The organism is Streptomyces sp. NPDC020747, from assembly GCF_044334695.1.
Lineage (GTDB): Bacteria > Actinomycetota > Actinomycetes > Streptomycetales > Streptomycetaceae > Streptomyces.
This window is the reverse complement of the sequence record NZ_JBIRTJ010000020.1, coordinates 145741-170580: the sequence shown is the minus strand read 5'-3', so window position 1 is coordinate 170580 and position 24840 is coordinate 145741. Positions and strand designations below refer to the sequence as shown.

Sequence of the window (24840 nt, the reverse complement as noted above, 5' to 3'; positions counted from 1 at the left end):
CGCATGGCCGGCCGGTTCCGGGAGTCTCCCTTCCACTCCCGGAACCGGCCGGCCTGGCTGTCGGTGGGTCAGAACGGTGTGTCAGAACCAGCCGGTGCACTCGATGGCGCCGCCCGGGCCGTTGGTGCCGCAGGCCCGCATCACGAGGCCGGCGTCGTTCCACTGGGTGGTGTACGCGTCGTTGCCCGAGGTGATGGTGGTGAAGCCCAGCATGGGGGACCAGGTCGCGCCCCCGTCGGCGCTGCGGTCGACCCAGATCTCGTCGCCGGGCGCGCCGCCGGTGATGCGACCCCACGCGCACTCGGTGGTGCCGTTGTAGCGCAGCTCCACGGTGCGGCCGAAGACGGTGGTCGACCTGGCCGTCCAGGCGCCCGTGGAGTTGGGCTCCGTACCGTCGCCGCAGGACGTGTTGTTCTCCGCGCCGGCCAGCGTGCCGCCGATCTCCGGGAAGTCACCGCAGGACGGCACATCCTTGAGCACGGCCGGCCCCTGTACGAACAGGTTGCTGATCCAGCTGTGGTAGTCCGGCAGGAACGACCAGACGTTGTTCACCATGCCGTCGACCGTGGCCCGTTCGCCCACCCGCTGGCACAGCACCCGCGCCTGTACGGAGATGCCGTTGCCGTTGGTGAAGTTGATGCGGCTGCTCATGTTCGAGTCCTGCCGCAGGTTGGGCTGGCCCCAGGTCTTGTGGTACGAGCCGCGCCCGTCCCAGGACCAGACCCCCGGCGTGACGTCGGCGTGCGGGCGGAACGCGCCCTGGTAGCGCTCCCAGCGTGCGCTGATGTTGTTGACCTGGATCTGCGCGCCCGACTGCGGCGCCTCGACCATCTTGCCGTTGCCGAGATAGATCGCGACGTGCGTCGGGCCGAGGCCCGTCGGGCCGAAGTACATGATGTCGCCGGGCAGCAGGACGCCCGATCCCTGCGACTTCAGGAACTTCGTGTGCGCGTACCCGGGCGCCGCGAAGGTCGCCTGCGTCGTGCGCTCGGTGATGAGGTCCCGGCCGGTCGCCTTGTACCAGGCCCAGCGCACCAGACCGATGCAGTCGAAGCTCCACAGCTCCGGGTCCGCGTACGACGCGGGGTCCGTGCGGTCGATCTGGCCCTGACTCGGACCGGGCATGCCCTGTGCGTGACCGCCACCCCAGGCGTACTGCTTGCCGACGTACCGGCACGCGACCTCGACGGCCGCCTCCGCGGCCGCGCTCGCACCGGACTGGAGCGGCGCGCACCCCGTGGCGGCGGCCGCCGGAGTGGCCGAGACGGCCGGCAGACCGAGACTGACCACGGTCACGAGCGCGGCCAGGACGAGCCGTACCCGGCGGCCCCATGACCGTTCTCCCCACCCCGCTCTTCCGGACCCTGTTCTTCCGTACCCTGTTCTTCCGGTTCCTGCTCTTGCGGTTCCTCGGATTCTGCGAACTCTGTTGATCACGGCACGCACTCCCCCTGGTCTCGGTGGTCTCCCGCGAACGTACGGACTCCACCCGCCTGCCGGTCCCTGTCATCTGTCAGGATGCGAGCCCCCGACGCGGTGGTCCGTCAGTGACCGGGCCGGTCGCGGGCCGGCGTACCCCTTGACTTCACAAGACCCTCGCGCGAGATTCCTGACTCCGCATCAGAACCGGGACGCCACAGGCCAGTTGCCTCCCGGGGCACAGCACGTCCTCATCTTCCATCGCCCTGTTGGAGTGCTGCCATGTCGACAACCGCGGACCCTGCGAGAGGTACCGAAACACCCCCACAGCCCGGCCCGTCGCGGCGCCGGGTGCTCGGCGCCGCGACGGCGGGCGGGCTCGCCCTCGCGGCCGGCCTCCCGAGCGCCGCCGACGCGGCCGAACTGCCCCTGCTCGGCACGTACGACGTCGTAGTGATCGGATCCGGAGCCGCGGGGATGACCGCCGCGCTGACGGCCGCGAAACAAGGACTGAGCTGCGTCGTCGTGGAGAAGGCGGCCACCTTCGGCGGTTCGGCCGCGCGCTCCGGCGCGGGAATCTGGATCCCGAACAACTCGGTGATCCTCGCCGCCGGTGTTCCCGACACCCCGGCGAAGGCCGCCGCCTACCTGGCCGCGGTGGTCGGCCCGGACGTCTCCGCGGAACGCCGGCAGGCCTTCCTCGGACAGGGCCCGGCCATGATCTCCTTCGTACTGGCCAACAGCCCGCTGCGCTTCCGCTGGATGGAGGGGTACAGCGACTACTACCCGGAGCTGCCCGGCGGGCTGCCCGGCGGCCGTTCCATCGAACCCGCCCAGCTCGACGGGAACATCCTCGGAGCCGAACTCGCCCGGCTGAACCCGCCGTACCTGACGGTTCCCAGTGGCATGGTCGTCTTCAGCGCCGACTACAAGTGGCTCGCGCTCTCCGCGGTCAGTGTGAAGGGCGCCGCCGTCGCCACCGAATGCCTGGCCCGCGGCACCAGGGCGGCCCTCCTCGGCCAGAAGCCCCTCACCATGGGCCAGTCACTGGCGGCCGGCCTGCGCGCGGGACTGCTCGCCGCCCAGGTGCCGGTCTGGCTGAACACCCCGCTCACCGACCTGTACACGGAGAACGGAGTCACAGCGGGAGCGGTCGTCACGAAGAACGGCACCCCGGGCCTGATCAGGGCCCGGCGCGGAGTGATCGTCGGCTCCGGCGGCTTCGAGCACAACGCGGCCATGCGCGCCCAGTACCAGCAACAGCCCATCGGCACCGAGTGGACCGTCGGAGCCAAGGAGAACACCGGCGACGGAATCCAGGCGGGCCGCCGGGCCGGTGCCGCGCTCGACCTGATGGACGACGCATGGTGGGGCCCGGCGATCCCGCTGCCCGGCGAGCCCTACTTCTGTCTCGCCGAACGCACCCTGCCCGGCGGGCTCCTCGTCAACGCGGCCGGCGCCCGGTTCGTCAACGAGGCCGCCCCCTACAGCGATGTCGTGCACACCATGTACGAACGCAACCAGACCGACCCGGACATCCCGGCCTGGCTGATCGTCGACCAGAACTACCGCAACCGCTACCTGTTCAGGGACGTCGCGCCGACGTTCACGTTCCCCGACGCCTGGTACACGTCCGGCGCCGCCCACAAGGCCTGGACCCTCGACGCCCTCGCCGCACGGATCGGCGTGCCCGCCGCCGCCCTGCGGGCCACGGTCAACCGCTTCAACGGCCTGGCCCGCAACGGCACGGACACCGACTTCCACCGCGGCGACAGCACGTACGACCACTACTACACCGACCCCGCGATCCTCCCGAACTCCTGCCTGGCACCTCTGTGGCTGGCCCCCTACTACGCCTTCAAGATCGTCCCGGGTGACCTGGGCACCAAGGGCGGTCTGCGCACGGACGCCCGGGCCCGCGTGCTGCGCCCGGACGGATCCGTCATCCCCGGCCTGTACGCCGCCGGGAACGCCAGCGCGGCGGTCATGGGCCACAGTTACGCCGGCGCGGGCTCGACGATCGGACCGGCGATGACCTTCGGCTACATCGCGGCACGGGACATCGCGGCAGGTGCCACTGCCTGAACCACGGGACACGATCCACGGGAAGCGCGTCCCCGCACCCCGTGCGAGCCCCGGCGGTCGAGCCCGCCCGGACAGACCCGGCCGGCTCACCCGCCGGAGCTCGCACAGATGACTTCGGGCGGCCGGAACGAGCGCCCGTCGGCGGACTCCTCGTCCACCTCGACACGCACGGTCTCCAACTGCCGCAGCAGCGAGTCGAGATGCCCCTTCGAGGGGTCCCGGAAGAACTCCAGGACCGCGCGGTGGAAGGCGTCCCTGAGCTCCGGCGGCATCACGTCCGAGGCGTCGAAACAGAGCGTACGGGCGCGTGAGTTGAGCAGGTCGTCGATCTCCTGCTCGACGGGGTTCGTCGGCACCGAGGGCGGCAGACCGGCCGTGTTCGGGAACAGCGGGCGCACCCCCGGGTCCGCCTCCGCCTGCCAGCGCTTGCGTCCGGCCGGGCTCGACAGCCGCTCCACCAGCTCCTGGGCCGCCGGATCGTCGCTGAAGACGGCAGCCATGTCGCCCGCGACCTCGTACGCGTCGCGGTACTCGGCCCGTCCGCCCAGGAACCGGGCCGACGGCTCCACACGGACGTCCTCACTCGCGTACAGGTACCGGATGAAGGCGCTCTGATGCTCGTACGCGCAGTCGAAGCCGGGGGAGTCCAGCAGGCCGCGGGGCCCGCCCGGACCGGGCACACCCTCGTACGAGGTGGTCAGGGACCGCTCGATCGACTTCGGCGGGCGGTCGCCGAGCAGCTCGGCCCAGGTCGTCCAGGCCCGCCGGACCGCCGGATTGAGCCAGCCGAGCCTGCTGGTGGCCCACTCCTCGTAGACGGCGGGGCCCGCCTGGTGGAGCAGGATGTCCTCGACCCAGTCGGTGCCCGGCCAGCCCGAGGTGGCCTGCGAGGCGAGTCCCACGCACCAGGTCGGATCATCGCTGGACGTGCCCTCCTTGCTCCACACCAGGCTCTTCAGATCGACCTTCAGCGGCACCCAGTACGTGCGGCGCCTGCCGTCCACCAGGAGAGTCGGAGCCCACGGCGGGTACGCGCGTTCGGCGGTCTCCTCGACCAGCGGCTTCAGCTCGTCGCGGCGCGCGTACTCGGTGAGTTCGCCGATGCTGTTGAGGATCGCCACGTCCGGCGGGGCGTCCGCCTCCAGCTGTGAGACGAGCGTCTCGCGCAGCGAGCGGGTGCCCTCGTACGTGTACGTCCTGCCGGTTCCGTCGTCGAGCCGGTTCAGAGCCGCCTCGAATGCCTTGCCCTCCTCGCCGGTCCACGGGCCCAGCACGACGAGCGGGTCGGGGGTGTCCGACGTACAGCCGGGGACCAGGGTGAGCAGACAGACCGCGAGGAGGACGCGCAGGACACGGCCGACGGCACGGTTCACGGGCCGGCTCTCGGCGCGGCACTCGGCACGGTTCACGACACGGCTCCCGGGCGGGCGACCACCAGATACTCGCGACGGTACGCGTGCAGGGCACCGCCTGCGACGACCGCGCCGACCAGGCCCGCGGGGAACACGAAGGGCGCGACCCCGTCCAGGAAGGCGAGCCGCCCGTTGGACAGCCCGTCGTCGATCCGCGCCTCCAGCACCTCGATGGACCGCGGGTCCGGACCGTCGAACGGACGCTCCTCCGCGATCGTCTCCGTCTGGGGCGAGGTCCGTTTCGCGAGTGCGTCCGCCACGGGGACCGCCTCCTTCTGCGCGTGCTGCGCGAGCAGCGCGTCGGTCGTCAGGAGCGGTACGGCGAGGAGCGGCAGAGCGGCGACCGCCAGCGGAACACTGAGCCGGATCCGGAACCGGCGCCGCAGGAACGACACCGTGCGCCAGAGCCCGGCGGCGAGCAGCACGAGGGCGAGTCCGCAGACCACGGCGGCGACGAGCACGGGCCCGCTCCAGGCGGCCCTGTCCACGAGCCGCTCGCGCAACTGCCGTTCGAGCCCGGCCACTCGGTCCACGATCGAGGTCGCGGCGGAACCGACCGTCGCACGGCACGGTGGATAGCGGTCCTGACGGTCCGCGACGGCGACCGGCGTCGAACAGAGCATGCTGCGCGCGTACGTGAGCTCGGCGTCCCGCAGCACGGGGTCGGCCACGTGGTTCTGCGCCCGGCCGATCCAGCCCGTGTAGTCCACCACCAGCGCGGACACCACGCGCAGTTCCTGTTCCTCGGCCACGGTCAGGGCTCCGCTGCGCGTGACCTGGTTCAGGCTCTGTGTGGCCCGCGCCACCCGTGTGCGATACCGCTCGCTGAGCCCGCTGAGTTCGGCCGCCCGTCCTTCGGCGAGGTTCTCCTCCGCCTCGCCCTGCGCGATGAACAGCGATGCCTTGGCGTTCGCGAGACCGACCAGCGCGGGCGCCAGCCGCTCCCGCACGTACGCGGAGTCGTCCCGCACACCCGAGTACGCCCACCCGAGCGCCCCGAACGCCACCACGGCGAGCAGCGGCAGCGCGACGAGCCGCTCCCGCAGATACGCGCGGTTGCGACGGCCGGCCGCCGACGGCCACACGAACAGCCAGACCCTGCGGGCGAGTTCGGCCGTGACGAGGCGTGCCGCCCACGCGGTGCGCAGGACCCGTGCGGGCGGCGCGGCAGCGTTCTCAGCGGGCTGCGTGGGCGCGGCTCCAGTCACTCGCGGACCGTCCGTGTGCTCTTCCCCGGTGCCGGCACCGGGAGGGGTGGCGGTGTCGGCGTACGGGCGATCGACCGGAGCCAGGTCGTGACTCTCTTTCCGAGCCATGGGCTGTCCCTGTGGTGTCGGAAGGCGAGCGGGCGGACCTCGTAGGCGCGGTCCAGCAGGGTTTCGGCGACGGCCGCGTCCTCGGGCGAGGCGGAACGGGCGGCCTGGTGGGCGAGGGTGAGATAGAGGCGGGAGAGGGCCTTGCGCAGACCGGGCCCGTCGGGCGGGAGGCCGAGCCGTTCGTCGGCGCCCGCGGCCAGCGAGGCCAGGCCCGCCGAGTCGAGGGCCCCCCGGGCGAGCGAGCCCTGCACGGCCTCCCACACCTCAGCCGTCATACGGACCCTGGCCTGCTCGTCCGTCAGCCCGTGCGCGTGGAAGAGCCGGGCCAGCCGCTCCAGCACCTCGCGGAGCCGCTCGGTCACCTCGTCCGGGCGCTCGGCGGTCCGCACGTGCTCGACGCCGACACGAACGGCGGCCGTGCGCGCGGCAGTTCGGTGCCGTGAATGCTGCGGCACCACGTCAAGGGCCCGCACGGCGTCGTCCCACGCCCGCTCTCCGCCCAGCGCGAGGCGAGCCCGTACCGCGCCGAACGCCGCACTGCCCAGCGACGGGTTGCGCAGTCGCACCGCCTCGTAGAACGTCAGCGCCTCCTGCCACCGGCCGAGCCGCTCGGCGCAGTAGCCGAGCGCGAGCTTCGGCGCGTACTCGCCCGGGATCGCCGCGAACACCTCGTCGAAGTGCCGCCGGGCCGCGGCCGCTTGGTCCCGGCCGAGTGCGAGCAGCCCTCGGTGCCAGCCGAGCCGCCAGTCGTGAGGAGCGCGCTCGGCCCCGATCAGCGCCTCGGCGGACCGCAGTTCACTCTCGGCGGCCGTTGTACCGCCTCCGGCACCGCGCAACCGCAGGCGGCAGCGCAGCAGATGCACCTCCGGTGAGTCGCGCCAGTCCCCGGTGTGCTGCAGCAGAGCCTCCGGCGCGGCGTCGGCCAGCCTGCTCAACTGTGCGTGGTGGTAGTCGTGCCGGTCGGGCCGCGGTACGGGCAGCCGCTGGGCGGCCTCGGAGGGCGACGGCGGTGCGTACGGGGCGGGAGCGTCCGGCGTGGCCCACCGGGCGAGGGGCGGCGCCGACCCGAGCGCCGCGTCCAGCGCGTACGACGACTGGAGGAAGAGCGGCGACGGTTCGAAGGTCTCCAGGCCGGTCCGCAGCGACCGTAACTCCCGGAAGACTCCGCGCAGTTGCTCCTCCATCTCCCGTGCGGTGGCGAACCGCTCGGCCCGCTCGCTCCGGGTCGCGCGGTGCAGCACCCGGGCGAGCGACACCAGACCGAGCCCCACGGGAGGGGGTGCCGTCATCGGACGGGCCCGCGCGGTCTCGGGCTCGCCGCACGGTGCGCCGAGCCCGCCGATCACGTCCAGGTGGCCGAGTTCCGCCAGGTCGTCAGGCGACCCGCCGAGGCCGCTCAGCCGCCGCAGCGTCTCGCCCAGGCTGAACAGGTCGTCCTGGCCGGTGGATTCACCGCTGCGGCCGGCGGTCGGGGCGCGGTACCCCTCCGTGGTGTGGCCGGGCAGACCGGCCATGCGGACGCTTCCCACGTCGATGATCTTCGTGGTGGTGCCGTCGTGCATGACGTTGTCCGGTTTGAGGTCGCCGTAGACCTTGCCGGGCCAGTCGCCGTGCAGATACCCGAGCGCGGCCAGGAGCCGTATCCCGTAGGCGAGTACGAACTCGTGGAAGCGGCCGCCGCCGAATTCCCCCGGGTTCACCTGCGCCCGCGCCCGCACCTCCTCCAGGGTGAGCCCGTCCACGTACTGGAGGACGAGGAAGTCCCCGATCTCGGGATGGTGCCCGTAGTTGAAGACGCGGATGATGTCGTCGTGGCTGAGGTCGACCAGCGCCCGCCGCTCCTGGGCCAGGGCCTCCGCCGCGGCCGCCGCCTGCTCGCCGCGCAGTACCTTGATGGCCACCTCGCGGTTGTCGACCTTGGTGTCGAGCGCGAGGTACACCTCGCCCATGCCGCCGTAGCCGAGCGGGCGGATCATCCGGTACTGCCCCGCGAGCATGTGCGGCGGCGGCAGCGGAAGCCCCTCCGGGTCGCTCCCGCGGGACGCGGCGCGCTCCAGCAGCGTGATCGAGGGCAGCAGGACGGGGTCGGGACTCTCCTCGGGCAACTCGACGCGCGCGGCCCGCAGGATCACCGGTTGCTGTGGCGCGATGAAGAACGGCTCGCTGGATTCCGGCGGTTCACCGGTCGCACCTCTGCCCGCAGCCCCGTCCATGCGTCCTCAGAATAGACGCGGGGGCCCTGAATGGCTGCGGGGCGAGGCGAAGATGATGTGCGGAAGTGACCCGAGGAGGCGTCCCGCTCTCTCGGGTCATGGCTTCCGTGCGTGACCTCGGGCCGGCGTCGGCCCCCTGCTCGAACGCCGGGCACACGCCGGCCCGTTGGATCAGCCCTCCTTGGCCTTCGCGTACTCCGTCGCCATGCCTCCGGCGAAGTCGTACACCACGGCGGGTTCGTCCCCCACGACCCAGGCGTCGTGACCGGGCGGGCAGACGAAGACATCGCCGGGGCCGACCTCGCTCTCGGCGCCGTCGTCCATACGGATCCGCATCCGGCCCTCGACGACGTAACCGTTGTGATGGACCTGGCAGCTCTCGGTGCCCGCGATCGGAGCCACGGACTCGGACCAGCGCCAGCCCGGTTCGAACGTCGCCACGGCGAAGTCGAGCCCGGTGAGGTGGACCGCTTCGAGGTGGCCGCGAGGGAAATCGCGCCGCTCGTCCGGCTTTTCGACCGCCTTGACCTCGATCATGACGGCTCCTTCCCATCTGGCCTTGCGCAGCATCGGCGGGCGGTCGGTCACCGCCTCGCGACGACCCGGCCGTACCCCTCGTCTCCATCGTCTGCCCGTCCGCCCGACTCCGCCATTCGGGGGACGGAAGCCCCTCTACAGGGCGATGGTCACCTCGTCCTCGACCGGCGGGTCGATTTCCTGCTGGAGATTGCCCGTCGCCGAGAAGCAGCGCAACCGGACCGAGTCCGGAGTGACGTCCAGGCGCAGGAAACACTTGAAGAACGGCGGGCTGTACGTCGCCGAGCCCGGGGACAGCAGCTGCGTGTACGCCTTGCGCACGGGGAGGCGGAAGCGGGAGGTGCGGTCCGGACGGCCCCCGGCGCCCAGCAGGCTCGCGACCAGGCGGGTACGCAGGGTGACGTGAACGGGCGAGGCCTGAGCGCGGGTCGGGCGGATGCCGAGCCGTTCCGCGATGACGGCGGTGGCCTGGGCCTCGGTGAGGGTGAAGAAGCGCCGCATGCGCAGCCGGCGTCCGTAGAGCCTGCTGTAGAAGGCGAGCGAGTCGCCGCGCAGCGGATAGCAGCGGAAGTCGTCCTCGCTGACACCGGCGACGGAGACGCGCGGGACGGTGTGGGTGGCGTGCATGAAGGCTCCACCGCCGCCGGCGACCACGTACTGGATGGTGCGGCCGTCCACCGTCACCGGATAGCGCTGGTAGTTGTGGATGTCACCGCCTATCGCGGCCACGTAGTGATGGTCCGGGTCGCGCACGATGTCGTCGACGGTTCCGCCGCCGTCTATCGGGCAGGGGTGGTGCTCGGCGTCCACGTACAAGGGCGAACCGGTGACGAGGATCTTCGGGGTGTCTCCCTCGGACACCTCGCGGAGCCAGCGGCCCTGCTCGGCGTCGACAGTTCCGAGCAGGCCGGTGTCTATACCTATGATGCGCACCGGCCCGGCGTCGACGGCCCAGTACGGGCCGGGCTGCACGGCCTGTTGCGCCGGCGCCGAGCGCAACTTCCGTGCCTCGGCGAGGCGTTGCTCGTCGGTGCTACGCGGCTTGTGCCACAGCAGTGACCGCAGCCAGGCGGGCGTCAGCGGGCGGGGCGCGGCTTCCGGCATGAGAGGCGGGGCCTCGCAGAAGACCCGCATGAAGCCCTGGAGGTCCTCGTACCAGTCGTGGTTGCCGGGTATCGCGTAGATGGGTGCCTGGTAGTCCTTGTACGGGCGGTGGAACTTCGTGCCGTAGTCGTCGGCGGTGCCGACCGGATAGACCACGTCACTGGCGAGAACCGCGAACCGTGTGTCCTGACTGACCTTCAGAAAGCCCGGCACGACTGCGTATTGCGGGTCGTCGCCCTCTCCCGTGTCCCCGATGACCATGAAGGAGAAGTGGTCCGGATCGTCGCGCCGGACCACCTTGTCGGCGGGTGCTCCGGCGACTGTCCGCTGCTCCACCCAGCGGCTGCGGGTCCGCCCGGTCGGGTCGCCGAACCAGGAGGCCAGTACGCCGTTGCGGGCGGGCCAGAGCGTCTTCGGGTTGAGCCAGGAGAGCTTCTCGACCCGGTGCGGCATCAGTTGCTTGTAGTCGCCGCGTTCCGCTGTGCCCCAGCCGGCGCCCTCGGCGGTGTCGCGTGAAGAGTGTGACATCGGTGCACGGTAACAACGCCCTCGTACGATGATCCACGTGGGGCGGCCGAGCGGGGGCGGGCACCAACTACCGTGACGTGTATGGACATCAGCGTGGTTGCCGCGGCGCGGGAGGACGACAGCCCGGTCGACGAGCCGTTGCGGGTGGCCGCGCTCGCCGACCGGCTCGGATACCGCGAGGTGTGGGCCGGTGAGGGGCCCACCTGGGACGCGTTCGTACTCGCCACGGCGATCGGGCTCGGCACCGAGCGCGTCACGCTGACCGCCGGGCCGGTTCCCGTTTCCGTACGGGACCCGCTGACGATCGCCAGGGGCGCGGCGTCGGCCGCAGCGGTGATCGCCCGTCCGGTCGGGGTGGCGCTGGGGACGTCCAGCAAGCGGGTGGTCGAGGGCCTCCATGGCCGGCCTCGCACCCGGCCCGCCGCCGCACTGGCAGAATCCGCCGAGACGGTACGCGGTCTCCTGCACGGCGAACCCGGCGAGGCGATCGTGCCCGGAAGCACCTTCCGCCGACGTCAGCGGCCGCCCGGAGGCCCGCTCACCGTGGCGGCGTTCGGGGACCGGGCGATCGCCGTGGCCGCCGCGCACGCCGACCGGATGCTGCTCGACGTCGTCTCCCCGGAGCAAGTCCGCGCCCTGCGAGCCAAGTTGACCGCGGCCGCCGAGCTTGCCGGCCGGACGCCGCCCCGGCTGGCCGCCTGGCTGCCCGCGGCGGTCGACCCCGAGGCCGAGTCCTTCCGGCAGATCCTGCGGAGCATCGTCGGCTATCTGACCGTCCCGGGATACAACGAGGTGTTCGCCGCGGCCGGCTTCGGCGAGGCGGTCGACCTGGCCCGGTCCGGTGCCACCCAGGACACCCTCCTCGCCGCGCTCCCGCCGGAGGCCGCCCACGCGCTCGCCCTGGTGGGAGACGGCCCGACCGTCCGCGCCCGCATCGACGCGTACGCCGAGGCAGGTCTTGACGAGATCGCGCTGGTCCCCGCCACGGCGGGCGACCCGGCGGGGGAGCGGACGCTGACGGCGTTGGCGGACCTGGTGTCCGAGTGAGGGAGACGGACGACGTCCGCCCCCGGCATCATGGCCGTATGAGTGATCGTGAGGAACTCCCGACGGCGGTCGACGCGGAGGCGCTGCTCGCGCTGGCCGAGGGGTATCACGCGCGCGGGACACGGGCGTTGGGCACCCGCGAGGCCAGTGGGCATGTGGTGAAGGTGTACGCGATCGAGGCGCCGGGGCGCGTCGTGACGGAGCGGGACGAGGCGGCTGCGTTGCGGATTGCCGGAGCGCAGCTGGCGCTCGGGCGTGCCCGGGGGTCGCTGGGCCTCGCCGTCCTGCTCGTGCACGCGGGAGGCGACGGGGACTATGTCCTCGTCTGCAACTGGATCGAGGGGTACATGTCCGACCTGGCGGTCTTCTCCGGCCCGGCCGGTCAGCCCGACCTGCTGCGGCCCGGGCGGGTGGGGCTCGCCCCCTGTGTCTGGGAGGCCGCCGTCCTGGCCCATGAGCGCGACGCGTTCACGCGGCACGTCCTCGACGGCAGTGGCCCGGTGGCGGACCGGCTGGCCGTGTGGGGTGCGGACACCATGGCAGGGGACGTCCGATGACGGGCGCTCCACGTGTGAGGCACGCCCGCCCCGCCGACCTGCCGCGTGTCGCCGAACTGGCCGCGGAGCACGCCTCGTACGAGAAGTCCGCACCACCCGTCCCCGACCTCGCCGAACGGCTCCAGGTACTCCTCTTCGGCACGCCGGCACCGCGGTTGAGGTGCCTCGTGGCGGAGTTGCCCGACGGCGAGGTCGTCGGCTACGCCACCTGCGCACCCGAGATCTCCACCTGGGAGGGCCGCGAGTACCTCACCATGGACTGCCTCTTCCTTCGCGACGGCAACCGGGGACTCGGCCTCGGCGCCGCGCTGATGGAAGCCGTGGTGGCCGAGGCGCGGGACCTCGGTGTGACCGAGGTCCAGTGGCAGACCCCCGCGTGGAACGAGGGCGCGATCCGCTTCTACGACCGCCTCGGCGCACGAGCCAAGGAGAAACTCCGCTACTTCCTGGCGGTGCAGGGCTGAGACTACGAGCCGCCGTGCCGTTGAACGAGTGAACGGCCGAACGACTGAACCGCCGAACGGCCGAACCGCCGGCCCGCCCGCCGCGGGCCGGTTTCTTCCCGCTCAGGAAAGGGGCGCCGTCGATCCCCTGATCACCACCCGGCAGGGCAGGGTCTCGACCCCCGGGCGCCGCGTCCCGGCGATCGCGGTGAACAGGGCGTGCGCGGCGGCGCGGCCGACCTGTTCCAGGTTCATGTCGACGCTCGTCAGGGGTGGCCGGGAGGCGGACGTCAGGACCTGCCAGTTGTCGAAACCCATGACCGCCACGTCCTCCGGCACACGGTGGCCGCGCTCACGCAGTACGTCCATGACACCGCGCGCGATCTGATCGCTGCCGCACAGGACGGCGTCCACGTCCCGGTGCTGGTCGAGCAGCATCGCGGTGGCCGCCCGGCCCCAGCCCTCCGACCACACCCCGAACCGCGGCTCGCCGACCAGGGCGAGGCCGGCGTCGGCGAGCGCGGTCAGCGCCCCCTCGGACCGCTCCTGCGAGGCGAGGTACCCGGGGTCACCGGTGATGTGCGCGATCCGCGTACGACCGCAGGCGAGCAGATGCTTCACCGCCATCCGGCCGGCGCCCACGCTGTCCGGGACGATGGACAGATCCGCCGGATCCTCGGACGGCGCGTACGCGTAGACGACGGGGACGGGCAGTTCGCGGCCCAGTGACGGACGAGGGTCGGTGCGGCTGCCCACCACGATGAGGCCGTCGACCCGGCGGCCGAGCAGCGCGCGGACATGGTGCTGCTCGCGGATCGCGTCACCACGGGCGTCGCAGAGGAACACTGCGACCTCGCCGGCGCCGAACGCGTCCTCGGCGCCCATGAGGATCGGAATGCTGAACCGGCCCTCCAGGTCGCTGGTGAGCAGACCGACCGTGCCCGTCCGCCCGGCCAACAGGCCCCGGGCCACCTCATTGGGCCGGAACGACAACCGCTCGGCCGCCGCGATCACCCGCTGTCTCGTCTCCGCACGCACCTGACTGCGGCCGTTGAGGGCCTTGGAAGCGGTGGCGATGGACACGCCCGCCAGCCGGGCGACGTCGCTGAGCGTGGCGGGCTGCGAACGAGAGGGGCCGGTGGCCTGTGCCATGGAGGTTGCTCCTGTCTCGCGTCTCACGCGTCACGTGCCGACGCCGTCGAGGGTGCACGCCGCCCGGAAAACAGTACGCGAAAGCATTTCGGTCCCGATGCCTTCCTGGCTTCGAGGGATCCCCATCAGCCGTTACCGACAAGGGGATTGACGGGTGGTGAGTCGCGTCCTAGCGTCGCAGAAAACCTTTTCGGGTTAGTTTCCTTCGCAGAGTTCTTCGCAGAGTTCAGTGCCACCACATCCATCGTCCCGACCGGCCGGCCCGCCCTGGGCCCGCCGCACACGAGGGGGATCGACCATGGGGAGCACGGCCGGACCGCTTGGACACACACGCCGCCTCGTCACCGGTGCCGTCGCACTGCTCGCCGCCGCGAGCATGGTCACCGCATGCGGATCGGGGGAGGACGACTCGGGCGGCGGGGGAGGGGGCGGAGCGGCGGACGCCACGGGCGCCGACGACGGCGCCAAGCTGACGATGTGGACCCGTGCGGCGACCAGGCCGCAGAGCGAGGCCCTGGTCAAGGCGTACAACGCGAGCCACAAGAACGAGATCGAGCTGACCGTCATACCCACCGACGACTACCAGGCCAAGGTCGGCGCGGCCGCCGGGTCCAAGGACCTGCCCGACCTCTTCGCCTCCGACGTGGTGTTCGTCCCGAACTACACCTCCAGCGGCCTCTTCGCCGACATCACCGGACGCGTGGACGCCCTTCCCTTCGCCGACGAACTGGCCCAGTCGCACATCAAGGCCGGTACGTACGAGGACAAGAAGTACGTCGTGCCGCACACCCTCGATCTGTCGGTGCTCTTCTACAACAAGGAGCTCTACAAGCAGGCGAAGCTCGACCCCGAGAAGCCGCCGACCAGCCTGAGCGAGTGGGACCGGCAGGCACGGGCCGTGGACGCGCTGGGCAAGGGCGTCAACGGCACCTTCTTCGGCGGCAACTGCGGCGGCTGCGGTGTCTTCACCTGGTGGCCGTCCATCTGGGCCGCGGGCGACGAGGTGCTGAACAAGGAGGGAACCGAGTCCGAGCTCTCCTCCGACACCGCGAAGAAGGTCTACGACACCTACCGCGGCTGGGTGGACGACGACATCGTGGCCCCCGGCGCGCGCGACGAGACGGGCACGACCTGGACCGGGGTCTTCCCGAAGGGCAAGGTCGGCGTGATGCCGATGCCGTCGACCACCCTCGGGCTGATGCCCAAGGACCTCGACCTCGGTGTCGCGCCCATCCCCGGGCCCGACGGCGGCAAGTCCACCTTCGTCGGCGGCGACGCCATCGGCATCTCCGCCACCAGCAAGTCGGCCGACCAGGCCTGGAACTTCCTCGCCTGGTCCCTCGGCGACAAGGCGCAGGTCGACGTCGTCGCCGCGAACAAGGACGTGGTGGCCCGCACCGATCTCGCGTCCAACAAGTACTCCGACGCGGATCCACGGCTCGTGACGATCAACGAACTCGTGGCCGAGGGCCACACCCCGTACGCGCTGAAGTTCGGCCAGACCTTCAACGACCCCAACGGCCCCTGGCTGACCCTGATGCGCAACGCGGTCTTCGGCGACGGGGCGAAGGTCGAGAAGGACAACGAGGCGGTCAGCGCTTCCCTGGCCGACTGAGCGGTCACCTGCGGCGCTGAGAGGCAGGGGCGCAGCCCCGTCCCGCCCCTCAGGGGCGCGGCGAACCGCGCGACCAGCCCCCACCGACCCGCCGCTTCACGGTCGCGGCCACCCGCGGCTGACGGTGACGCCCACCCGCGGCTCACGGTGACGCCCATCCGCGGCTCACGGTGACGGCTCTGGGCCACAAGGCTGATCCCATCCACTCCAACCACATCGCACGGCAGAGGAGAGCCATGCAGGTGAAGGCGGCCGACCGAACGGCGCCCACGCACCGGAGCCCGCCGGAGCGCCGGACCCGCCCCCGGCGGACACCCGCACGCCGGTGGTGGGCGTCCCGCAAGGCCCAGGGTCTCGCCTACGCGGCCCCGACGGCCGTGTTCGTCACGGTCTTCTTCGTACTGCCGCTGCTGCTCGTCGGGCAGATGTCACTCAGCGACTGGCCGCTGCTCGCGGGAGACCGGGGCGTCAACGCCCCCGAGAACTACACCGACGCCGCCGACAGCACCCTGTTCTGGCCGGCGGTCCGCTTCACCCTCCTCTACACCGTGATCGTCACGGTCGTACTGCTCGCACTGGCGCTCCTTCTCGCCCTGCTGGTGCAGGAGTTCCGCCCCGGCGCGGGTTTCTTCCGCACGGTCTACTTCTTGCCCAGCGCCCTGGGGCTGGCCTCCGCGTCCCTGCTCTTCTGGGGCCTGTACAGCCCGACCACCGGCCCGCTCGGCAGCATCCTGGAAAGCCTCGGTCTGGTCGACGACCCGGTGTCCTTCCTGGGGACATCGACCTCGGCCCTGCTCTCCACGGTGTTCCTCATCGTCTGGAAGTTCGCCGGCTTCTACATGCTGATCCTCCTCGTGGGCCTCCAGCGCATCCCCCACGAGGTGTACGAGGCGGCCCGGATGGACGGCGCGAGCCGCGGCCAGATCTTCCGCTCCATCACGCTGCCGCTGCTGCGCCCGTCCCTCGCCCTGTGTCTGCTGCTCTGCGTGACCGGATCGCTGCTCGCCTTCGACCAGTTCTTCATCCTCACCAAGGGCGGACCGGACAACAGCACGGTCACCGTCGTCCAGTTGATCTACCGCGAGGCCTTCCAGCGCCTGAACCTCGGTACGGCCGCCGCTCTTTCGATCATCGTGCTGGCCGTGCTGCTCCTGCTCAACGTCCTCCAGTTCCGCGGTCTGCGCCGCGCCGACGAGTCATGAAAGCCGCCTCATGAGCCTCATGAGAGGGGACACCACCGTGCTCACCCGCGCCCTCGGCCGGACGCCCTACTACGTCGTCGCCGGTGGCCTGGCCGTCATCTTCCTGTTCCCGCTGGTGTGGAACGCCTGGGCCTCGGTCAGCGGACAGCCGGGCACCGCGCAGGAATCCGGCCACGGCCTCGGCAACTACCGCACGCTCCTCGACTACGACGCCGGCCTGTGGCGCTATCTCCTCAACAGCACCGTCGTGTCGGCGCTCACCGTCGCCCTGACCCTCGGAGTGTCACTGCTGGGCGGCTACGCCTTCGCCCGCTTCGACTTCCCCGGCAAGAACCTGCTCTTCCTGCTCACCCTGGCCATCCTCATGGTCCCGTACGCCACCCTCCTCATCCCGCTGTACGTGCTGCTCGGCAGGCTCCACCTGCAGAACTCGCTGGTCGGGCTGAGCCTCGTACTGGCCATGTTCCAGCTGCCGTTCGCCACCTTCATGATGCGGATCTCGTTCGAAGCGGTGCCGCGCGAACTGGAGGAGTCGGCGCTCGTCGACGGCTGCGGCACGGCGGGCGCGCTGCGCCGCGTCCTCCTGCCGGCGGTGCGGCCGGGGCTGATCACCGTGGGGCTCTTCGCGTTCCTCGCGGCCTGGAACGACTTCATCGCGCCGCTGATCCTCATCTCCGACAGCGAGAAGGCGCCGCTGCCGCTGGCCGTCGCGAACCTGCGCCAGCAGAGCATGGGAGCCGTCGACTACGGCGCCACCGAGGCCGGCGTGGTGGTCCTCGCCGTCCCCTGCCTGCTCCTCTTCCTGCTGCTGCAACGGCACTACATACGCGGCTTCATGTCCGGCGCGCTCAAGGGCTGACGTGCCTCGCAGACCCCTGAACCGCCGTGACACCGACCCGAACAGACCCGTTCGGACCGGCACCGACCCGAACGGACAACCGGAAGGACGAACCGAAGGCATGAACTGGTGAGGGAGAACATGGCACGGTCATCCGTCCTGCCGGTGGCGCCGACCCGGGGCAGGCTGCGGCCGCTCGGTCTCGACGAGGTCAGGATCACCGGAGGCTTCTGGGCCCGACGCCGCCACATCAACGCGACCGCCACACTCGGACACTGCCGCGACTGGATGGAACGCGTCGGCTGGACCGGCAACTTCCGGGCCGCCGCCGAGGGCCGGATCCACCGGGACCGGCGGGGCCGCGAGTTCACCGACGCCGACGTCTACAAGCTGATCGAGGCCATGGCCTGGGAGGCCGCCGGGCACGGCGCGGGCGCCTCGCTGGACGCCGAGGTCGCCGCGCTCACAGAGGCCATAGCACCGGCCCAGCACCCGGACGGCTACCTCAACACCGCCTTCGGCGGCCCGGGCCAGGAGCCCCGCTACAGCGACCTCGAATGGGGCCACGAGCTGTACTGCTACGGCTACCTCGTCCAGGCGGGCGTGGCCCAGACCCGCGCCCGGGGCGAGGGCGAGCTGGCGAAGATCGCCCGACGGGCGGCCGACCACGTGTGCGCGACCTTCGGCCGGGGCGGCATCGAGCGCGTCTGCGGTCACCCGGAGATCGAGATGGCCCTGGTGGAGCTGGCCAGACTGACGGGGGAGCAGCGCTACCTCGACCAGGCCGCGCTCTTCGTCGACCGCCGCGGACACGGCACCCTCGCCGATCCGGAGTTCGGCCGCGCCTACTACCAGGACGACACGCCCGTCCGGGACGCCACCGTGCTGCGCGGACACGCCGTTCGCGCCCTCTACCTCGCGGCGGGCGCCGTCGACGTGGCCGTGGAGACCGGGGACGAAGCCCTGCTCGCCGCCGTCGTACGGCAGTGGGAGGCCACCGTCGCCCGGCGGACCTATCTGACCGGCGGCATGGGCTCGCACCACCGCGACGAGGCCTTCGGCGACGACTTCGTACTGCCGCCGGACCGCGCCTACTCGGAGACCTGTGCCGGAGTCGCCTCCCTGATGCTCAGCTGGCGGCTGCTGCTCGCCACCGGCGAACCGCGCTTCGCGGACCTGGCCGAGCGGACCCTGTTCAACGTGATCGCGACCTCCCCGTCCGACGACGGCCGGGCCTTCTTCTACGCCAACACCCTGCACCGTCGCCGCCGCGGCACCACACCCGCCATGGACACCGACAGCCCGCGCGCCGAGTCGAGCCTGCGCGCGCCCTGGTTCGCGGTGTCCTGCTGCCCCACCAACGTGGCGCGGACCCTGGCCCAGCTGCCCGGGTATCTGGCGACGGCGGACGACCACGGCGTGCAGCTGCACCAGTACGCCGATTCGGAGATCACCACCGCGCTCGCGGACGGCCAAGGCGTCGCGCTGCGCGTCCGTACCGATTACCCCTCCGGCGGGCACGTGGTGGTACGGATCGGCAGGTCCCCCGACCGGCCCTGGACCCTGTCGCTGCGCGTCCCCGCGTGGACGACGGGCGCCACCACGTGGCTGGTGGACCCGGACGGGGCACGTCGCGCCGTCGCCCCGGGCACGGCCGAGGTCACCCGGGTCTTCCGGCCGGGTGACGAGATCCGGCTCGAACTGCCCGTGGTCCCGCGCTGGACCCGCCCCGATCCGCGCATCGACGCGATTCGCGGCACGGCGGCCGTCGAGCGCGGGCCGCTGGTGTACTGCGCCGAGTCCGTTGACCTGCCGGACGGCCACGAAGTCGACGCCATACGGGTGGACCCGTCCGCCCGGCCGACGGACGGACCGGATGGACCAGGTGGACCGGGAGAGTCGGAAGCCGCGGGTACCACCGTCGTCGTCCCCGGGGAACTCGTCGCACACGCCGAGGTGACCGACACGGCCTGGCCGTACGAGCCGCTCGACACTCCCCTCGCGGCGGACACCGACCGTACGGGGATCGTGCTCGTGCCCTATCACTCCTGGGCCGGCCGAGGCCCCTCGTCGATGCGCGTGTGGCTGCCCACCGCGGACCGGGACCGAACCTCGGACCTGGACCCCGAGGAACAGGACCGCCCCGCCGAGCCGGACAGCACCCCCACAGGGAGGTAGCGGTGCCCAGACCGCCCGTACCGGAGTTACCGGCGGGTTTCTCCGTCCGTCGCACGATGCACGCCCAGTACGAGGCCGACCGGAAGGCCGGGAACGGCACCGACTTGTGGATGGACCGCATGCTGGCCCGCAAAGGCGAAGACCCGTCCGGCCCCTGGCTGTTCACCCGGGGCCGGGCCGTGTTCATGAAGGAACACAACCCCTCCCGACTCGGGTTCGGCGGCAAGGCCGCCTACTGGGAGAGCATCGACAACCGGCCCGCGTACACCATCACCCTGACCGTGGACGGCGAGAACCTCACCCTCCGCGAGAACACCACCGCCCGGACGCAGACGCCCAGTTACTGGCGCGGCGAGTTCACCCACGAGGCGACCGGGCTGGTGGCCCCCATTCCCGACGGCGAAGCCCTGACGCGAGCCGTCGCGGTCCCAACCGGTGGCACCGTCACGACCAAGGTCCAACTCGGCTTCGTCACCGAGGAGATGGCCCACTCGCGACCGGAGTACGACTCCCTGCGCACCGCGAGCGCGCCCGCCGCCTTCCGGCACCACGTGCAGACCTACAACCGCTGGTGGGCAAAGAACCTGCCGTCCCTGGACGTGCCGGACGGCAACATCGAGAAGACGCACGGCGCCCCGGCTTCCGGCGACCGTGGTCGCCACCTACAACGACGGCTCCAAGGACAGCCGGATCGTTGTCACTTGGGACCCGGTGGATCCGGACCGGTACGCCCGGCCGGGGACCTTCGAGGTGAAGGGAACCGTGGACGGCACCACCTACCGCGCCACAGCCACGACCAACGTGACCGCTCCGCCGTGACCGCCTCGTCCTGACCGCTCCGCCGTGACAGAGCGGTCGCCGTTCCCCGCCGTCGCCCCATACGTACCGACGATCGGAGTCCGAGCATGACCTCCCAACCCCCCACCCGCCGCCGTCTGTTGACGCTCGCAGCCGGGACGGCCGCCGTTCCGCTCGTACACGGGACCACCTCGGCGCATGCCGCCGCCGATACTGCCCCGGTGCCGATCGCCGCCCGGGGTACTACCGTTGCCAAGGTGCCCGCCCCGCCGACCTGGTCCGTCATCCCCTTCGCGCTGGATCAAGTCGCCCTCGGCAACGGGGTGTTCCGCCAGAAGCGCGACCTGATGCTCGACTACGCCAGGAGCTACCCGGCCGACCGTATCCTGGCCGTCTTCCGGGCCAACGCCGGACTCGACACCCGTGGGGCCCGGCCGCCCGGCGGCTGGGAGACCTCTGACGGCAACCTGCGCGGCCACTACGGCGGCCACTTCCTCACGCTCATCGCCCAGGCGTACGCCGACACACGGGAGTCCGCCCTCAAGACCAAGCTCGGCCAGTTGGTCGGCGCGCTCGGCGAATGCCAGCAGGCCCTGGCACAGAGCGGCTCGCCGAGACCGAGCCACCCCGGCTACCTGGCGGCGTATCCGGAGACGCAGTTCATCCTGCTGGAGAGCTACACGACGTACCCCACCATCTGGGCCCCGTACTACACCTGCCACAAGATCATGCGCGGTCTCCTCGACGCGCACACCCTGGCCGGCAACGCCCAGGCCCTGGAGATCGTCTCGAAGATGGGCGACTGGGTGCACAGCCGACTCGGCCGACTGCCGAAGGCCCAGTTGGAGCGCATGTGGTCGATCTACATCGCGGGCGAGTACGGCGGCATGAACGAGGTGATGACGGACCTGTACGCCCTCACCGGCCGGGCGGAACACCTCGCCGCCGCCCGCTGCTTCGACAACACCGCTCTGCTGGACGCCTGCGCGGAGGACCGCGACATCCTCGACGGCCGGCACGCCAACCAGCACATCCCGCAGTTCACCGGCTATCTGCGGCTCTTCGACCACACGGGGGAGGAGGAGTACGCCGCCGCTGCCCGCAACTTCTGGGGCATGGTCGCGGGCCCCCGGATGTACAGCCTGGGCGGCACGGGCCAGGGCGAGATGTTCCGGGCCCGGAATGCCATAGCGGCCACCCTGGACGACAAGAACGCCGAGACCTGCGCAACGTACAACATGCTGAAACTGAGCCGGCAGTTGTTCTTCCACGAGCCGGACCCCGCCTACATGGACTACTACGAGCGAGGCCTGACCAACCACATCCTCGCCTCCCGCCGGGACACCCGCAGCACGACCAGCCCCCTCGTCACCTACTTCGTGGGAATGGGACCGGGGGTTGTGCGCGAGTACGACAACACGGGCACCTGCTGCGGCGGCACCGGCATGGAGAACCACACCAAGTACCAGGACTCGGTGTACTTCCGCTCCGCCGACGGCAGCGCGCTGTACGTCAACCTGTACCTCGCCTCGACCTTGCGGTGGCCGGAGCGGGGCCTAGTCGTCGAGCAGACGAGCGACTACCCGGCCGAGGGCGTACGCACCCTGACGTTCCGTGAGGGCGGCGGCCCACTCGACCTGAAACTCCGGGTGCCGTCCTGGGCCACGGGAGGCTTCACCGTTACGGTCAACGGGGTGCGGCAGCGGGTCGTCGCCGAACCCGGCAGCTACCTCACGCTGAGCAGGAACTGGCAGCGCGGTGACCGGGTCAGCGTTTCAGCCCCGTACCGTCTGCGCATCGAGAGGGCGCTGGACGACCCCACCGTCCAGTCGGTGTTCCACGGTCCTGTGCTGCTCGTCGCCCAGAGCCCGGAACAGGCGTTCCGCGTGTTCTCCTTCTACAAGAACTTCAGACTCCGGGGCGACCTCGCCGACGCGATCCGTCCCGAGGGGCGGCCGATGCACTTCAGCACGCACGGCCTGACCCTGGCGCCGTTCTTCGTTGGGGACGACACCCGGTACCACGCCTACTTCAGGCGTTCCGAGCCCGTGGTCGTGTTCGGGGCAGCCGACTCGGGCGTACCCAATCGCGCTCGCGCCGACGGCCTGACCTTCCTCGACGTGCTCTGGGCACAGGCGCCCTTCGAGACCTCCGCCCGTTTCGTCGGGGCGGTGCGCGCCCTCGCCGACACCTGGCTGTCAGGCGGGCTGTTCACGCGCACCGAACGGGACCGTGTCGTCGCGGCGGCGGTCGGGGCGAACCTGAGGAACTGACGCCCTCGAAGGCCAGCGAAGGCCATCGAAAGCCATCGAAACAGGGCCAGCTCACTGGTCAGGGTTTCACGGCCACCGCGCCGAACTGGGGGACCAGGGCAGGGCTGTCGGACTCGGCACGCCATCGCGCGCAGGAGACGAGGCCCGGGTCTAGGAGGTCCAGGCCCTCGAAGAAGGCAGTGATCTGTGCGCGGCTGCGGGCGGTGATCGGCGGGGTGGCGTTCTCGTTCCAGAACTTCATGGCCGGGATGTTGCCCTCGCCGCCGAGTTCGGCGTCGGTGGTGGGATGTGTCAGGACCAGCCAACTGCCCGACGGTACCGTCGCCATGACCCGCCGCACGATGTCCTGTGCCCGGTCGGTGTCGAGGACGAAGTTGAGGATGCCCAGCATCATGACCGCGACGGGCCGGTCGAGGTCGAGCGTCGCTCCGGCGCGCTCGATGATGGTCTCCGGGTGGTGTATGTCGGCGTCCATGTAGTCCGTGGCGCCCTCGGGCGTGCTGGTCAGCAGCGGCTGGGCGTGGGCGAGCACGATGGGGTCGTTGTCGACGTAGACGATCCGCGACTCGGGGGCGATCCGTTGCGCGATCTCGTGGGTGTTGTCCAGGGTGGGCAGTCCGGTGCCGATGTCGAGGAACTGCCGCGTCCCGAGATCGCCGGCCAGATGCCGGACCGCGCGGCCCAGAAAATCACGGTCCGCGCGGGCCACTTCCCGGATCACGGGGAACATACCGGCGACCTGGTCACCCACCGCCTGGTCGACCTCGTAGTTGTCCTTCCCACCGATCCAGTAGTTCCAGACCCGCGCGTTGTGCGCCACCCCGGTGTTCAGCCGTGCCGAACCACTGGACGGGGTCGGGGCTTCACTCATGTCTTTCCCTTCCCCGGACAACACGTCGGGCGTCCTGGGTGTGTGCGGCCGCCGGGGCGACATCGGACCCTTGTGTTGCCCGCCATTGTGCCGCTCCTTGATCAAGGAGTCCCGGGATTCGGCTCGCTCGTCCGTCCGGCGTCCGGCGTCCGGCGTCTGTGCGACGTCCTACGGCCAGTGGACGAGGGTGCCGTTCTTGTGATCCCCGAGCCAGATGACGCGTTCCGGTTCATCGATGAAGCTGATGTCCGCGCAGGGGCCTTCCGGTTCCTTGTCGGCAGTCTGGAAGTGGCGTGCCTTCCAGCCGTCGAGGCCGTACCGGGTGAAGAGCTCGCTCATCACCTTCCTGAGCTCGGGGTGGGGGATGCAGGTGCGGTCCGCGAAGCGTTCCTTGAGGTCGGCACGGAGGCGGGAGAGGGCGAGCTGTTCCCGGGTCGGCCCGAGGTAGGGGTCGGCGCGGTGGCGTGCGCACTGGTCCTTGCCACCGGGGTACACCTTGATGGAACCCTGCTGGGAACTGTCGACGCAGGCGGTGAGTGCCTCGGGTGCCGACCGGCCGGACATCTCGGACCACGCCTCCCGGCACGTGGCCACCGGATCGTCGGTTCCGGGGTCGAAGCCGACGACCGCATCCCCCTGGCCCGGCCCTACGCAGACCAGCCCCGTCGAGTCCAGAGTGTGTCCTCTGCCGTCGCCTGCCACCCAGGCGTACGTCCCCGCGGTCGCGCCCGCCACGACCAGCGCCACCACCGGCGCCACGATGAGGGTGCGCCTGCGCCGCTGCCGGGTGCGTCGGCGTACCTGGGCGAGAATCCGTTCCGCGGCAGGCGAGTTGGGGTCCGTGGCCGCGTCGGCGCGATCCGGATCGCTGCTACGGAGCATTCGATCGAGCACGTCATCGCTCAGCATGGTCCTTCTCCTTTGCTGGATCTGCCGGATCCTGGTGCGGGTTCGCCGCGGCGAGGCGTTGACGCAGCCGCTGTCTGGCCCGGTGAAGGCGGGTGTCGACGGCGCCGACGGAGATGCCCAGCACGGTCGCGATGTCGCTGCGGGACAGGTCGTCCCAGTACGCGAGCAGCAGCAGTTCCCGGTCGGTGTCCGAGGCCTGTGCGAGGGCTGCCGTGAGGCCGTCGTCCCCTTCTCGGGCGCCGTACGGGTCGGCGGCGGGCGGCGGATCAGGCTCCGCCCGCTCGGCCACCCGCATCAACAGCCGAGCCCAACGCCGTTGACTGCGGGCCTGGTTGGCCAGCAC

General features: G+C 71.1%; 20 protein-coding genes. 10 read left to right on the top strand and 10 right to left on the bottom strand.

Translation table 11 applies throughout. The features are described 5' to 3' along the window. Positions 1–81: 81 nt before the first annotated feature. Complete coding sequence (locus ACH4YP_RS40810) at positions 82–1296, bottom strand: NlpC/P60 family protein (RefSeq protein WP_398496199.1); 1215 nt, start codon at positions 1294–1296, stop codon at positions 82–84. 405 nt (positions 1297–1701) lie between these two features. Here ACH4YP_RS40810 and kstD point away from each other — a divergent pair, with 405 nt between their 5' ends. Next, positions 1702–3504 (top strand): 3-oxosteroid 1-dehydrogenase, encoded by a 1803-nt coding sequence (gene kstD, locus ACH4YP_RS40805; protein ID WP_398496197.1) that lies wholly within the window; start codon positions 1702–1704, stop codon positions 3502–3504. An 86-nt stretch (positions 3505–3590) separates the two neighbouring features. Here the strand turns inward: kstD and ACH4YP_RS40800 are convergent, their stop codons facing one another. From ACH4YP_RS40800 to ACH4YP_RS40780, 5 genes are all read right to left on the bottom strand, one after another. After that, on the bottom strand, positions 3591–4913 hold the full coding sequence (locus ACH4YP_RS40800; protein WP_398496195.1) for an alpha-glucoside ABC transporter substrate-binding protein: 1323 nt from the start codon (positions 4911–4913) through the stop codon (positions 3591–3593). Then, positions 4910–6124, bottom strand: a complete 1215-nt coding sequence (locus ACH4YP_RS40795; RefSeq protein WP_398496193.1) for a hypothetical protein — start codon at positions 6122–6124, stop codon at positions 4910–4912. Before ACH4YP_RS40795 ends, ACH4YP_RS40800 begins: the two co-directional genes overlap by 4 nt. Continuing rightward, positions 6121–8445 carry a tetratricopeptide repeat protein gene (locus ACH4YP_RS40790; protein ID WP_398496191.1) on the bottom strand — a complete coding sequence of 775 codons (2325 nt, stop codon included), beginning with the start codon at positions 8443–8445 and terminating at the stop codon, positions 6121–6123. Before ACH4YP_RS40790 ends, ACH4YP_RS40795 begins: the two co-directional genes overlap by 4 nt. A 171-nt stretch (positions 8446–8616) precedes the next feature. Next, on the bottom strand, positions 8617–8982 hold the full coding sequence (locus ACH4YP_RS40785) for a cupin domain-containing protein (protein ID WP_359718653.1): 366 nt from the start codon (positions 8980–8982) through the stop codon (positions 8617–8619). A 135-nt stretch (positions 8983–9117) separates the two neighbouring features. Then, entirely contained in the window at positions 9118–10614 is a 1497-nt protein-coding gene (locus ACH4YP_RS40780; RefSeq protein WP_398496188.1) for a metallophosphoesterase family protein, read from the bottom strand. Positions 10615–10695: 81 nt separating this feature from the next. Here ACH4YP_RS40780 and ACH4YP_RS40775 point away from each other — a divergent pair, with 81 nt between their 5' ends. Genes ACH4YP_RS40775 through ACH4YP_RS40765 form a run of 3 tightly spaced genes read left to right on the top strand, consistent with a single transcriptional unit; the run spans position 10696 to position 12682 of the window. Next, a complete protein-coding gene (locus ACH4YP_RS40775) occupies positions 10696–11661 on the top strand; it encodes an LLM class F420-dependent oxidoreductase (RefSeq protein ID WP_398496186.1) in 966 nt (321 codons plus the stop codon). 38 nt (positions 11662–11699) lie between these two features. Next, on the top strand, positions 11700–12218 hold the full coding sequence (locus ACH4YP_RS40770; RefSeq protein ID WP_361061873.1) for a hypothetical protein: 519 nt from the start codon (positions 11700–11702) through the stop codon (positions 12216–12218). Next, positions 12215–12682, top strand: a complete 468-nt coding sequence (locus tag ACH4YP_RS40765) for a GNAT family N-acetyltransferase (protein ID WP_398496184.1) — start codon at positions 12215–12217, stop codon at positions 12680–12682. Before ACH4YP_RS40770 ends, ACH4YP_RS40765 begins: the two co-directional genes overlap by 4 nt. A 102-nt stretch (positions 12683–12784) precedes the next feature. Here the strand turns inward: ACH4YP_RS40765 and ACH4YP_RS40760 are convergent, their stop codons facing one another. Further along, on the bottom strand, positions 12785–13813 hold the full coding sequence (locus ACH4YP_RS40760; RefSeq protein WP_398496182.1) for a LacI family DNA-binding transcriptional regulator: 1029 nt from the start codon (positions 13811–13813) through the stop codon (positions 12785–12787). Positions 13814–14111: 298 nt separating this feature from the next. Between ACH4YP_RS40760 and ACH4YP_RS40755 the strand changes: the two genes are divergently transcribed. The 6 genes from ACH4YP_RS40755 to ACH4YP_RS40730 all read left to right on the top strand — a co-directional run bounded on the left by ACH4YP_RS40755 (position 14112) and on the right by ACH4YP_RS40730 (position 22717). Then, on the top strand, positions 14112–15428 hold the full coding sequence (locus tag ACH4YP_RS40755; RefSeq protein WP_398496180.1) for an ABC transporter substrate-binding protein: 1317 nt from the start codon (positions 14112–14114) through the stop codon (positions 15426–15428). Between the two features lie 236 nt (positions 15429–15664). After that, positions 15665–16630 carry a sugar ABC transporter permease gene (locus ACH4YP_RS40750; protein ID WP_361061862.1) on the top strand — a complete coding sequence of 322 codons (966 nt, stop codon included), beginning with the start codon at positions 15665–15667 and terminating at the stop codon, positions 16628–16630. A 37-nt stretch (positions 16631–16667) separates the two neighbouring features. Continuing rightward, positions 16668–17489, top strand: coding sequence for a carbohydrate ABC transporter permease (locus ACH4YP_RS40745; RefSeq protein WP_307531956.1), 822 nt, complete (start codon positions 16668–16670; stop codon positions 17487–17489). 120 nt (positions 17490–17609) lie between these two features. After that, a complete protein-coding gene (locus ACH4YP_RS40740; RefSeq protein WP_398496178.1) occupies positions 17610–19646 on the top strand; it encodes a glycoside hydrolase family 127 protein in 2037 nt (678 codons plus the stop codon). A 435-nt stretch (positions 19647–20081) separates the two neighbouring features. Further along, on the top strand, positions 20082–20465 hold the full coding sequence (locus ACH4YP_RS40735; protein WP_361061857.1) for an Ig-like domain-containing protein: 384 nt from the start codon (positions 20082–20084) through the stop codon (positions 20463–20465). Between the two features lie 86 nt (positions 20466–20551). Next, positions 20552–22717 carry a beta-L-arabinofuranosidase domain-containing protein gene (locus ACH4YP_RS40730; RefSeq protein ID WP_398496176.1) on the top strand — a complete coding sequence of 722 codons (2166 nt, stop codon included), beginning with the start codon at positions 20552–20554 and terminating at the stop codon, positions 22715–22717. A 58-nt stretch (positions 22718–22775) separates the two neighbouring features. Here ACH4YP_RS40730 and ACH4YP_RS40725 read toward each other — a convergent pair whose 3' ends face one another. From ACH4YP_RS40725 to ACH4YP_RS40715, 3 genes are all read right to left on the bottom strand, one after another. Beyond that, a complete protein-coding gene (locus ACH4YP_RS40725) occupies positions 22776–23588 on the bottom strand; it encodes an SAM-dependent methyltransferase (RefSeq protein WP_398496174.1) in 813 nt (270 codons plus the stop codon). Between the two features lie 168 nt (positions 23589–23756). Beyond that, positions 23757–24497 (bottom strand): hypothetical protein, encoded by a 741-nt coding sequence (locus ACH4YP_RS40720; RefSeq protein ID WP_361061850.1) that lies wholly within the window; start codon positions 24495–24497, stop codon positions 23757–23759. Beyond that, positions 24484–24840: an RNA polymerase sigma factor gene (locus tag ACH4YP_RS40715; RefSeq protein WP_398496172.1), complete on the bottom strand. Its 357-nt coding sequence runs from the start codon at positions 24838–24840 to the stop codon at positions 24484–24486. The genes ACH4YP_RS40720 and ACH4YP_RS40715 overlap by 14 nt, the downstream gene beginning before the upstream one ends.

Excerpts from the sequence above, each read along its gene's own strand:
- kstD (WP_398496197.1), top strand. The coding sequence starts at position 1,702 with ATGTCGACAACCGCGGACCCTGCGAGAGGTACCGAAACACCCCCACAG.
- ACH4YP_RS40790 (WP_398496191.1), bottom strand. The coding sequence starts at position 8,445 with ATGGACGGGGCTGCGGGCAGAGGTGCGACCGGTGAACCGCCGGAATCC.
- ACH4YP_RS40785 (WP_359718653.1), bottom strand. The coding sequence starts at position 8,982 with ATGATCGAGGTCAAGGCGGTCGAAAAGCCGGACGAGCGGCGCGATTTC.
- ACH4YP_RS40780 (WP_398496188.1), bottom strand. The coding sequence starts at position 10,614 with ATGTCACACTCTTCACGCGACACCGCCGAGGGCGCCGGCTGGGGCACA.
- ACH4YP_RS40775 (WP_398496186.1), top strand. The coding sequence starts at position 10,696 with ATGGACATCAGCGTGGTTGCCGCGGCGCGGGAGGACGACAGCCCGGTC.
- ACH4YP_RS40770 (WP_361061873.1), top strand. The coding sequence starts at position 11,700 with ATGAGTGATCGTGAGGAACTCCCGACGGCGGTCGACGCGGAGGCGCTG.
- ACH4YP_RS40765 (WP_398496184.1), top strand. The coding sequence starts at position 12,215 with ATGACGGGCGCTCCACGTGTGAGGCACGCCCGCCCCGCCGACCTGCCG.
- ACH4YP_RS40760 (WP_398496182.1), bottom strand. The coding sequence starts at position 13,813 with ATGGCACAGGCCACCGGCCCCTCTCGTTCGCAGCCCGCCACGCTCAGC.
- ACH4YP_RS40755 (WP_398496180.1), top strand. The coding sequence starts at position 14,112 with ATGGGGAGCACGGCCGGACCGCTTGGACACACACGCCGCCTCGTCACC.
- ACH4YP_RS40750 (WP_361061862.1), top strand. The coding sequence starts at position 15,665 with ATGCAGGTGAAGGCGGCCGACCGAACGGCGCCCACGCACCGGAGCCCG.
- ACH4YP_RS40740 (WP_398496178.1), top strand. The coding sequence starts at position 17,610 with ATGGCACGGTCATCCGTCCTGCCGGTGGCGCCGACCCGGGGCAGGCTG.
- ACH4YP_RS40730 (WP_398496176.1), top strand. The coding sequence starts at position 20,552 with ATGACCTCCCAACCCCCCACCCGCCGCCGTCTGTTGACGCTCGCAGCC.
- ACH4YP_RS40725 (WP_398496174.1), bottom strand. The coding sequence starts at position 23,588 with ATGAGTGAAGCCCCGACCCCGTCCAGTGGTTCGGCACGGCTGAACACC.
- ACH4YP_RS40720 (WP_361061850.1), bottom strand. The coding sequence starts at position 24,497 with ATGCTGAGCGATGACGTGCTCGATCGAATGCTCCGTAGCAGCGATCCG.